This window comes from Rummeliibacillus pycnus (assembly GCF_050459865.1).
Lineage (GTDB): Bacteria > Bacillota > Bacilli > Bacillales_A > Planococcaceae > Rummeliibacillus > Rummeliibacillus pycnus_B.
Genome location: NZ_JBCMNM010000109.1, coordinates 22,415 through 33,718 on the forward strand (window position 1 = coordinate 22,415; position 11,304 = coordinate 33,718).

The following is an 11,304-nucleotide window of genomic DNA, read 5'->3' on the forward strand; positions in this document are numbered from 1 at the left end:
TATTTATTACAATACTTACTATAAAACGACAATGTTGAGGTCATATAAACCTAATGTTATGGATTATTATTGTTTTGTAAACGCAATGTAAATGAAGCGTCTTTTAACTATTGAATCTAGCATCAATTACGATATTCAGTTAAATTAGCAAGTTGTTTTGTTCGATATATACACAAACATTTTGTAAATATTCAAAAATATCAATTAACATAGACAAAAAAAGAGCACAATGATCAGATGATCACTGCGCTCTTTTACGTGATAAATTATAATTTTAAAAAACTATTGTGCTTTATTTGTAGAGTCTTTAGTGGATGATTTTGTTATTTTCTGACCCACAGTTTCTTCATTGTGTTTTAAATCTTTCTTTTGCAAATCGAAATAAGTTTCAACTGCTTGACGTGCAATTATATTATTAATTGCAGTGTAACTTTCACTTGTTGTAACCCAAGGAACAACTACAGCATAGGCAATTTCCGGATTTTTATACGGCGCAAATCCTACATGTGTAATCGTCAACGTTTGAGTACCATATGCCGATTTTTTAGGTCCATAGTATACAACTTGGGCTGTACCTGTTTTACCAGCAGCATCAAATTTGGCATCTCGGAAGTATGAAGCGGCAGAACCTTGACTACCAAAGTATACTTGATGCATCCCTTGTTTAACATGGTCAATCTCATATTGTGAATTATCGATTGTATTCAATACTGTAGGTCCAATTTCTTCAACTAGTGGCCCAAGTTCTTTACCATCTTTTGATGGTTCGCGAACTTCTTTTACAACATGTGGTTGTATTCGTTTTCCTCCATTGGCAATGGTAGATACATATTGAGCAAGTTGAAGTGGTGTAAATGTATCAAATTGGCCAATTGCTAAGTCGAGTAATTTACCTGGAAGGAGTTCTTCCCCTTTAAAACCCGCGAATTCACCAGGTAAGTCAATACCAGTATCTACTCCTAAACCAAATTGTGCATAGGAATTGCGGATTTTTGCAAAATCACTTGGTTGTACGTGCAGTGCCATACCTGGTACATAATTTTCACCAGCAATCTTCATAGCTGTTTGGAACATATAAGAGTTAGAAGATCGTTCAATAGCTGTCAAATCTGACATTGGAATTGCACCTGAGCGGTTAAAGATAGATGATTTTGGTTTTGTTCCGGCAAGTTTAATTGGTTGGTCAACTAAGACTTGCCCTGGAGTTATTGCATTTAGTTTATAACCAGTCAATAAAGTTGCTGGCTTTACTACAGAACCTACTTCATAGGCAGATGTAAAAGCACCAATTGAATAATCGTTTACAACTGTTCGACCATTTTTATCAGTATCTAATTTTTTCCCAACCATAGATAATACATCACCAGTGTTTGGATCCATCATAACTAAGAAAGCTCTATCCAATAAACTGGATGCACCAGTAGCTTTAGCTGTTAATAATTGATCTTCTACAAGTTTTTCTAATTTAGTTTGTAGCTGACTATCAATTGATAACACAAGGTCTTTCCCAGGTTCCCCTTCAAATGTGGTCTTTGTATCCACAACCTTGCCTTTACCATTGGTTTCATTTTTAACAACGGCTTTTTGACCTTGCAATAATTCTTCATATTGAGATTCAATATAACTTTTACCAACACGGTCATTTCTTGAATAACCACGAGCTAAATAATAATCTAACTTATCCTTTGGAATTCCTTCCGATGGAGTAGTTGTAGAACCAAGTATGCTTAGATCTGAATCCCTTACACGTGCCCAGTCTGTAGTAGTATTAACATTTGGTAACTCATTCAAATGTTCTGATACTACAGCAAATTCCTTATCCGTCACATTATCACTTTTAATGATTTGCGGAGATAAGTTATATCCAGCAACCATTTTGCTATAAATAGCTAAAACTTGTAGATCTTCTTTTGATAAACTATTTAATTCTTTATCCGTAATCCGATCTCTAACTAATTTATCTAGTTTAGCTTGTTTGTCTGCAGCTTCGAGCTTTTCATCCTTAATAATTGCATCCTGTTCTTTTTTCGAAACTTTTGCGTATGCTTCTTTATTATGAAGCTTGATCCAAAAATCTTGTTTGTCTCGTAATGCTATTTTACTTGTATCCATCTTAATGAGCTTTGCTAAATTTTTGGCTGTATTTAACATTTCATCGCTCGTTGTTGATTGAAGTTTTGTATACGTAATGGCATTTTTCGGCTTATTATCTACTAATACTTGTCCATTTCGGTCATAGATTCTTCCGCGTGGAACACTTGTATTAACTGTAACTTCTTCCGTTTGCTCTAACGCTCTTACATAATCATTTCCTTTTACGATCTGCATATACCCCAGACGTAAAATAAGAATTGAAAACAACACAAAAACCGAGAAAAAAAGTATATTCATTCGAAAAGAAAGATTTGCACGCTGTTTTGCTTTGACACTTGAAGCGCGTTTCTTAGTTTTTTTGGTTTTTTGGCGCATGCATTTAGCCCCCTTTCCTCTCAATTCACAATTAGTAGTATATCATTTTTCAACGTAAAAAACATAAAACTATTAGTTGATAATGAATAATTGCGTGCCTTTCAAAGGTATTAGAGTTAGCGTTGTTCTGACCTATGTACACAAATACTCATTAACTGTTTTGGTACTTTTCAAAATATGCAGCGTCGGGCGCGTTCCGCTTTTACAAATAAAAAACACACATCTTACTGACGTGTAAGATGTGTGCTTTGTTCCAAGTATATTGGATTATTTTGATGCTGCGAAACGTTCTGCAACTTTATCCCAATTTACAACATTCCAGAATGCTGTAATGTAGTCAGGACGACGGTTTTGGTAGTTTAAGTAGTAAGCATGTTCCCAAACATCTAGACCTAGTAATGGAGTTTTACCTTCCATGATTGGAGAGTCTTGGTTTGGAGTAGAAGAAATTTCTAATTCACCATTAACTAATGATAACCAAGCCCAGCCTGAGCCGAAGCGAGTTTTTGCAGCTGCTGCGAATTGATCTTTGAATGCATCAAAGCTACCGAATTTTGCATCGATTGCTGCAGCTAATTCACCAGTTGGTGCGCCACCAGCATTAGCAGCTAATGATTCCCAGAATAATGAGTGGTTAGCGTGACCGCCACCATTGTTACGTACAGCAGTACGAACTGCTTCTGGAACTGCATCTAAGTTAGCGATAATTTCTTCAACTGTTTTGCCTTCAAATTCAGCTTTACCAGCTAAAGCATCGTTTAATCCTGTTACATAAGTATTGTGGTGTTTGTCATGGTGAATTTCCATAGTTTTAGCGTCAATATGTGGTTCTAATGCATCAAATGCATATGGTAAGTTTGGTAATTCAAATGCCATAATAATTTCCTCCTCGAAATTAAGTAATTATTAACTACATCACATAGGTTAACAAAATTTAGATAATCGTTCAAATATTATTCACTATATTTTTCAAATTCAGTCTTTTGACTGAACTACCACTCATTTCATACAACCATTACAAATAGAACAATCATCACAATCTGAACAATCCCCTTTGTCACTACAGATGTTAAAAATCCAACAAGCGATCCAACGCCAGTTTTTAACGCCAGCTTAATGGAACTCTTTGAAAATAATAATTCGGCAATTACTGCTCCAATGAATGGACCAATTAAAATACCAGCAAACGGGATAATAAAGGGGCCTACTAATAACCCAATCGTACTTCCCCAAATTCCAGCTTCACTTCCACCAAACCTTTTTACGCCAAATGCATTTGCTAGTGTATCTGCACCAAATAAAAGAATTGTAAATAATACTTCAATAGCCCAGAACCACCATGGGAATTCACTAAAGCCATGAAACAAGCCATGAATGATAAAGCCTAAGAAAATAAATATAACCGAAGGAATTATAGGATAAACCAAGCCAATAAATGCAATGATAAAACTTAAAATTGTAAGTGTCCAAGAAATATATTCCATACCGTTCTCCTTTAATAAGTAGAATTCTATTAATTTCATTTATGATTATTCGTAGCTTATATATTCTCTCATTCTGATTAGAAATTCGTCAATTTTAGAGTTGATTGTTAGGGCATTAACTTCCACTTTTACTGTTACTTCTATATTGATTTGCCATTCCAACAATTACTGCAAAATATGATTAGAGAATGCACTTAATAAGTTATAATGACAGAAACATTTTTATAAAATTTATATTTTATATTAAATGAAGAATTTAAGAATTTTTTGCCCTATTCTTTATTTAGTTGAATCTATGTCATAAGTCCATTTTCAGTTATTAAATACGAACTTTTCCAATTTTGTTCAGTGTGTAGCGAAGGACGGCGACTCCTACGGGAAAAGCTTGAGCTGAAAGCCCCGCAGGAACACATCTTATAAGGAACAAAGCCTAAGAACGCCACATCCTGTGGCAACGGCTTCGTGACCAACATCGTGTTGGCCCGAGGAGATTGAAGCCAAGCCCGTGGAAAGTGCCGTCTGTAGCGGAACATCCATATCGAAAATTAATGTATTGGATTTAGTTTACCTATTATTTATATCACCTATTCGTAACCACTTAATTTCCATGTTAATATACTAGATGGAGGTTAGATATATGAAGATTAAACATTGGCAGTTATTCAAAGACAGCCTCTTTCATCCAAAAAAGCTAGCTGCTTATAGACTGCTCCCTATTGGAAAAGTTATTCAATACGTTCTATTACTTGTAACATTTGTTTCAATTATTTCTTTTATTCAGTTTCTTGCTGGTGTAGGTGGAGAAACGAGTCAAATAAAGGGATTACAAGAATACTTGAATGATATTAAATGGTTAATTTATCCATTCTCATTTGTACTATTATTTATTATCAATTCGTTTTCGGTATTTGTTCAAATTAGTATTTATGCAATTGTCGGTTTAGGTATACTCAAATTTTTGAAAAAACGCGGAGAATATCGACATATTTGGCGTACAGCATCATTTGCTATCACTTTATCAATCATTTTCACGACGGTATCAATCTTTTTCCAAGTTAATAATCGTATTATTTCAAGTATTGGAATCATTATTACTGCTATTTATTTGGTTCAAGCTTGTAGAAAATATCCAAATCAACCTCAAAAATAAGGTCTGAATCTCTTTCTTTTTCATATATTAGTGAAAAAGGGAGGGATTTTTTTTGAGAATACTAGTTTCCGCACTCATTATTTTAATATGTGCTTATTTTATAAAAGTAGATTTATTAGAAGGGACCATTTCTAAAGCTGATTTTTATACGGTTGAACAGAAATGTGAAAAAACGAACAAGATTCAAACGATTACTGTCACTACGGCTTCTGGTGATACATGGGAATCATTATTTTCCCTTTACCCAGCAGAAAATTTATCTTTTGCTGAAAGACTTGAACTTGTATATAAATTAAATCCTCATCTTCTAAAACAAAGTTTTAGGCCAAATGAAAAAGTTGTATTACCGTTCCGTACAAAAAATGCTGATTCATGTACCAATTAAACGGTTAATGTTTCTTTCTTGTCATTTCCTTTCAAACACTGCTAAAATAGTGTACAGTGAAGGCTTTTATATAAGCCTATGAAGGAGAGAGTTTTCATGAATGAAATCACGCACCGTTCGAATACACGTAAAGTTCGTGTTGGTGATTTAACAATCGGCGGAAGCAATGAAGTAATCATCCAAAGTATGACAACTACTAAAACACATGACGTTGAAGCAACAGTTGCTGAAATTCTTCGTTTAGAAGAAGCTGGTTGCCAAATCGTACGTGTTGCTTGTCCTGATGAACGAGCAGCTAATGCTCTAGCTGACATTAAAAAACGTATCCATATCCCACTTGTTGCGGATATTCACTTTGACTATAAACTAGCTTTAAAAGCAATTGATGCAGGCGTGGATAAAATCCGTATCAACCCAGGTAATATCGGTCGAAAAGAAAAAGTGGAAGCTGTTGTCAATGCAGCGAAAGCCAAAGGTGTACCAATACGAATTGGTGTAAATGCTGGTTCATTAGAACGTAAAATCATTGATAAATACGGGTATCCAACAGCTGATGGTATGGTAGAAAGTGCATTGCACCATATCAAAATTTTAGAAGATCTTGATTTCCACGATATAATCGTATCGATGAAAGCATCAGATATTAATCTTGCCATTGAAGCATACGAAAAAGCTTCACGTGCATTTGATTATCCATTACATTTAGGAATCACGGAATCAGGTACTTTATTCTCAGGTACGATTAAATCTTCAGCTGGTTTAGGCGCTATTCTTTCTAAAGGAATTGGTAATACATTACGTGTATCTCTAAGTGCAGATCCAGTAGAAGAAATTAAAGTTGCAAGAGAATTATTAAAATCATTCGGATTAGCTTCTAACATGCCTACTTTAATCTCATGCCCTACTTGTGGTCGAATTGAAATCGATTTAATTTCAATTGCAAACGAAGTAGAAGAATACTTACAAACGATTAAAGCACCGATTAAAGTTTCTGTACTTGGTTGTGCAGTAAACGGTCCTGGTGAGGCACGCGAAGCTGATATCGGTATTGCAGGTGCCCGTGGAGAAGGTCTACTTTTCCGTCATGGTAAAACAGTTCGTAAAGTACCTGAAGAAACAATGGTTGAAGAATTGAAAAAAGAAATCGATATTTTAGCTGAAGAATATTACAAAAAACAAGAAGCAGAAAAAGCAGCAAACGCTCAAAACTAGCATCTAGGAGGGTTTTCGATGACGAAGAAATATAGTTTTGGCATTGATATTGACGGTACAATAACAACACCAGAGTTTTTATTACCATATATCAATAAAGCATTTAATACTAATTTAATATTGGATGATATTACTACCTATGACCTAACAGAAGCACTGACAGTTGATAAATTGGATTTCTTTAAATGGTTTAAAAAAGAAGAACTAACTATATACAAAAATCCTCCACTTCAATTAAACGCACAGCGCATTCTGTCTAATTGGTATCCAAATGTCACGTTAAACTATATCACAGCTCGTGAAGAAAACTCCCGAGAGGTCACAGATAATTGGTTTAAAACTAACAGTTTACCGTATGATACAATTGATATTGTCGGACCAACTGATAAAGTGATTGCTGGAAAAAGACATGGTGTACAATTGTTTATGGAAGATAAACATGATAATGCTGTTCGCCTCCATGAAGAATTAGATATACCTGTTCTACTATTTGATGCTCCGTATAACCGCGAGTCGATTCCAAATGGTGTAATCCGTGTGAATAGCTGGAAAGAAGCTGAACACTGGGTCAAAAAAGAATTTGGTATTTAATAGATTAAAAGAAAAAAGCGAAAGATCACAAGGCTTGTGATCTTTCGCTTTTTTCATATATTTCTAAGGATCAATATCCGATATTATTGCCTCGGTTCCTCAGGTATCCGTTCAAAGTGAAATAATTTTAAAAATTAATATCTAGAATTTTCTTTGCTTTTTCTATTTTCTCTGGCTCTTTTTTTACGGTCATATACATCATTTCTTTTTTCATCGTATCTTGGAAGAAGATCGTTCCATCTTTTAGTAAATAGATTTTATATGTTAATTTGTTCATCTCTTTAGTATCACCAAGGGCAACAATATAACTACCTTGTTTGTCTAATTGTTTAACTACCTCTGCCTGCTTTTCAGTTTTAGGTACCATCACAACTGATCGGTTAACAGTTCGAATAAAATCTTGTACAGTTGCAGGGTTATCTATTAATTTCCCTGTTTCTTTAGTAGAAACTCCCTTATCATTGACACTTTGAATGTACAGATATTGATAAAACTCAGTTTTAGGAATAATAATTTCTCTAGTGTTTTCTTTGGTATCGTCTTTTCCACAGCCAACTAATCCTATTACCAAAGCCGCTATTAATAAAGAAGCTTTAAAAAATTTCATAGCCAAACTCTCCTTTTCCCTGCTATAGCTTTTCCCCAGTAAACATTATACAATGTTAAAAAAAAATGAGTCCAAAAAATATTAAGTTGTAACAAGATTGGCAAACCTTTCTTGTCACAACTTCCTCATTATTTGTGATTATAGCGTTTTATTAATTTATTGTTTTCCAAGCAGTAAAACTACTATAATTTCAAAACCTTTTGTATAATAATGAATGTAGTATAGATCATTAGAAATCAAGGAGAGCGGTGAGTAAGAATGGACTGGCAATATATCCTTAATATCTTTGCGAATTGTTTTATTTTCCTATTCTTAATTCAATATATCATCAGTTTTTTTAAAACTTCTCGTAAAAACCTTCTTTCTAAAATGCTAATCAATTGCCTTGTGATTTCTGCTATTGTTATTTTATTAATACCAGTTCTAGCAGAATGTGATATTCGGTTAGGTTATTTAATCGAATTCCCATTTGAGGATTGAGATATAGACTGTTTAACATAGTTCGTCTAATTCATTAGGCGAACTTTTTTGTATGTTTTAATTTTCTGATTACTTTTTAACGTTTTCAGTAATTTATACGGCCATACACTTCCTTCTTAGTAAGAAATGCATTAGATAACTTGCAGAAAACAACCTTGAACATCTTGGAAATGGCAATAAAAAATCAAATTGACCATCAATGATGGTCAATTTAATAAAATGCTCAAAACAAAAGCCTGTCAAACGTTACTATGACAGGCTTTTTGCTATACATTCTGGACATCTACCATAAATTTCAAACTTATGATCCTCAATTTCATACTCTGGGAGCTGTTCGTGGAGCATGTCCATTGGGCAAAGGTGGATTTCTTTAATTTTTCCACATTCCATACAGATGAAGTGGTGATGGTGATGATCGGTTTCACAATGCATTCGAAAATGGCGTTCACCCGAAAGTTCGGTTTCTTCCAGTATGCCAAGTTCCACAAATGTGGCTAGATTGCGATAGATTGTATCGTAGCTCATACCCGGGTAGTCATTTTTCATCACAACAAGCAGGTCGCGCGCTGTTAAATATTTCTCAGTAGCCTCGAACATTTCTAAAATCTGCTCACGTTTATCTGTTTTTTTAAAGCCGCTATGCTTTAATATTTCCCATGCTTTTGTCAAATTCATAACCCAACTACTCCCTTCAATCCTTCGCGCGAATCGACATCACTATTTTCTTCCCAAGAATAACCAAAAGTAATATTAAAATAGATGTTACTACAATTGTACCACCTGGAGCCAAGTTCAAATAAAACGCAGATACTAAACCAATTATTACAGCTAATTCACCAAATAGTATGGCAAAGAAGATAGTTTGCTTAAATCCTTTTGCGATTCGAATACTTGCTGCAACAGGTAATGTAATCAATGACGATACAAGTAAAATCCCGACAATTCGCATACTAGCCGCAATCACTAGTGCTGTTACAATCATAAATAATAAATGTACTGTTTTTGCAGGGATGCCACTTGCTTTGGCATACTCTTCGTCAAATGATAAAACAAATAATTCTTTATAAAAAACATATATAAATGTGATGACTAATATAGCTATTCCTAGTACAATCCATAAATCTTGTCGACTTACTGCTGAAACAGAGCCAAATAGATAACTAAATAAATCTGTGCTAAAGCCTTGTGCCAATGAGATGAAAATCGCACTCATGCCAAGACCTGCAGACATGATAATTGGAATCGCTAATTCTTCAAAATGCTTATATAATCTGCGAAAACGCTCGATTAAGACAGAGCCCCCTACTGCAGAAATAATTCCAAGGTAAATTGGATTTAATGTTGCTAATGCAGGGACACTTTGACTTATATATAAACTTCCCGCAATACCAGCTAAAGTGACATGGCTTAAAGCATCAGCAATTAGTGATAATCGACGAACAACGATAAAAACACCTAATAATGGCGCAATTACCCCGATAATAATTCCCGATAAAAAGGCATTCTGCAAAAAGTCATAATGTAATATAGATTCGATCATTTTTGTTTCTCCTTATTGTCATGATGAATTTTACGTACTGCATGGCCATACCATGCATTTAATTGATCATCTGATAAGGAATCATAATCGTCTTTATAGCCATGGAAGTGGATGGTTTGATTTAAACAAGCGACATGGCTAATCGTATTGGATACCGTGTCCACATCATGAGTTACTAATATCATGGTCATATGAAGGTGCTCATTTAAATCAGAAAGCATATCATAGAATGACTGCACATTTTCGTGGTCAATTCCGACGGTTGGTTCATCTAAAATAAGTATTTTAGGTTCTGCAACAAGTGCTCTAGCAATAAAAACACGTTGTTGCTGACCACCAGAAAGTTCACCAATATTACGGTTAGCAAACTGCTCCATACCCACAGCTTGTAAGGATTCCATCACACGCTTTTGTTGGTTTGGTAAATTTCTTTTGAAAAGGCCAATTTTTTTAGTAAGCCCACTCGCTACAACCTCTCTTACTGTTGCAGGAAATCCTGAATTAAACGAATTAGATTTTTGTGAAACATATCCTATCCACTCTTTGTGTTTAAAAGATGAACCAGGTTCCCCAAACAACTTTACAGTGCCCTTTGTAGGTTTTAAAAGACCTAAAATAATTTTTAACAATGTCGATTTTCCAGAGCCATTCGGGCCAAGTAATGCTAAAAAATCGCCTTCTCGAACAGTTAAAGAAATTTTGTTTAACACTTGCGTATATTCATATTGAAATGAAACATCTTGTAATTCAATTAATGGTTGTTGCGCCATAAACTTCTCTTCTTTCTAATTCATAATCATTACGATTTACAAAAAGAAAGTATAATAGATTATGGGCGCTTTGTAAAGGACTATTAACTTAGAGAGGATGAGTAAATGGATTATCTTTCATTATTAAGTGAGATTAATCGCAAATCAGATAAGGAGCTTGCTGAATATGCCAAAACTTATCAGATTCCACTTTCGAAAAAAGAAATACAAAAACTCCGCCCACTACTTTCATCGTTTTCGATCCAATGGGTCCTAACAGGTATACCTGACCATGTGATGAAGGAAATCGAAAAAATACTTGGAAAACAGAAAACAAAAGAATTACTAGGAAAATACGGAAGATATATTTAATCCAATCAGTTTCATATACCCATTTTGGGTTTTTAATAAAAACATTTTAACTCATTAACTTTTCAATCTTTAGATTTGGATGTACCGCTACAGACAGGGGCCTTCCGCTTGCTTGGCTTCAATCTCCTCGTCACAATGTTTAGGGTACTGATTAGTGTTTAAATGTAATATTAATAGTATTAATCTGGTTTCTGCATGATGTGGAATTAGCTTCGCTTTCCGCTGGCGAGCGATGAGCCTCCTCGGAAGCCCGTACCGTGCTTCA

General features: G+C 34.5%; 13 protein-coding genes. 6 read left to right on the plus strand and 7 right to left on the minus strand.

Annotated elements, in window-relative coordinates; all coding sequences use genetic code 11:
* Positions 1 to 282 precede the first annotated feature (282 nt).
* The 3 genes from ABE048_RS19215 to ABE048_RS19225 all read right to left on the minus strand — a co-directional run bounded on the left by ABE048_RS19215 (position 283) and on the right by ABE048_RS19225 (position 3,953).
* Positions 283 to 2,469 carry a peptidoglycan D,D-transpeptidase FtsI family protein gene (locus tag ABE048_RS19215; protein ID WP_430312905.1) on the minus strand — a complete coding sequence of 729 codons (2,187 nt, stop codon included), beginning with the start codon at positions 2,467 to 2,469 and terminating at the stop codon, positions 283 to 285.
* A gap of 267 nt (positions 2,470 to 2,736) precedes the next feature.
* A complete protein-coding gene (locus ABE048_RS19220; RefSeq protein ID WP_430312906.1) occupies positions 2,737 to 3,345 on the minus strand; it encodes a superoxide dismutase in 609 nt (202 codons plus the stop codon).
* Positions 3,346 to 3,473: 128 nt separating this feature from the next.
* A complete protein-coding gene (locus ABE048_RS19225; RefSeq protein WP_430312908.1) occupies positions 3,474 to 3,953 on the minus strand; it encodes a DUF456 domain-containing protein in 480 nt (159 codons plus the stop codon).
* A 637-nt stretch (positions 3,954 to 4,590) separates the two neighbouring features.
* On the opposite strand from ABE048_RS19225, the gene ABE048_RS19230 reads away from it, so the two are divergent.
* From ABE048_RS19230 to ABE048_RS19245, 4 genes are all read left to right on the plus strand, one after another.
* Positions 4,591 to 5,103, plus strand: coding sequence for a DUF1189 family protein (locus ABE048_RS19230; RefSeq protein WP_430312909.1), 513 nt, complete (start codon positions 4,591 to 4,593; stop codon positions 5,101 to 5,103).
* 52 nt (positions 5,104 to 5,155) lie between these two features.
* Entirely contained in the window at positions 5,156 to 5,488 is a 333-nt protein-coding gene (locus ABE048_RS19235) for a hypothetical protein (RefSeq protein ID WP_430312911.1), read from the plus strand.
* A gap of 96 nt (positions 5,489 to 5,584) precedes the next feature.
* Complete coding sequence (ispG, locus tag ABE048_RS19240) at positions 5,585 to 6,700, plus strand: flavodoxin-dependent (E)-4-hydroxy-3-methylbut-2-enyl-diphosphate synthase (RefSeq protein ID WP_430312912.1); 1,116 nt, start codon at positions 5,585 to 5,587, stop codon at positions 6,698 to 6,700.
* 18 nt (positions 6,701 to 6,718) lie between these two features.
* Entirely contained in the window at positions 6,719 to 7,291 is a 573-nt protein-coding gene (locus ABE048_RS19245; protein WP_430312913.1) for a hypothetical protein, read from the plus strand.
* Between the two features lie 127 nt (positions 7,292 to 7,418).
* Here ABE048_RS19245 and ABE048_RS19250 read toward each other — a convergent pair whose 3' ends face one another.
* On the minus strand, positions 7,419 to 7,898 hold the full coding sequence (locus ABE048_RS19250; RefSeq protein ID WP_430312914.1) for a hypothetical protein: 480 nt from the start codon (positions 7,896 to 7,898) through the stop codon (positions 7,419 to 7,421).
* A gap of 258 nt (positions 7,899 to 8,156) precedes the next feature.
* On the opposite strand from ABE048_RS19250, the gene ABE048_RS19255 reads away from it, so the two are divergent.
* On the plus strand, positions 8,157 to 8,378 hold the full coding sequence (locus ABE048_RS19255) for a hypothetical protein (RefSeq protein ID WP_430312915.1): 222 nt from the start codon (positions 8,157 to 8,159) through the stop codon (positions 8,376 to 8,378).
* Between the two features lie 249 nt (positions 8,379 to 8,627).
* Here ABE048_RS19255 and ABE048_RS19260 read toward each other — a convergent pair whose 3' ends face one another.
* The 3 genes from ABE048_RS19260 to ABE048_RS19270 are packed head-to-tail and all read right to left on the minus strand — an operon-like array spanning position 8,628 to position 10,688.
* Positions 8,628 to 9,053, minus strand: coding sequence for a Fur family transcriptional regulator (locus tag ABE048_RS19260; RefSeq protein WP_430312916.1), 426 nt, complete (start codon positions 9,051 to 9,053; stop codon positions 8,628 to 8,630).
* Between the two features lie 16 nt (positions 9,054 to 9,069).
* A complete protein-coding gene (locus ABE048_RS19265) occupies positions 9,070 to 9,918 on the minus strand; it encodes a metal ABC transporter permease (RefSeq protein ID WP_430312917.1) in 849 nt (282 codons plus the stop codon).
* Positions 9,915 to 10,688: a metal ABC transporter ATP-binding protein gene (locus ABE048_RS19270; protein WP_430312918.1), complete on the minus strand. Its 774-nt coding sequence runs from the start codon at positions 10,686 to 10,688 to the stop codon at positions 9,915 to 9,917. The genes ABE048_RS19265 and ABE048_RS19270 overlap by 4 nt, the downstream gene beginning before the upstream one ends.
* A 105-nt stretch (positions 10,689 to 10,793) precedes the next feature.
* On the opposite strand from ABE048_RS19270, the gene ABE048_RS19275 reads away from it, so the two are divergent.
* A complete protein-coding gene (locus ABE048_RS19275; RefSeq protein WP_430312919.1) occupies positions 10,794 to 11,039 on the plus strand; it encodes a hypothetical protein in 246 nt (81 codons plus the stop codon).
* The last annotated feature ends 265 nt before the right edge of the window (positions 11,040 to 11,304 follow it).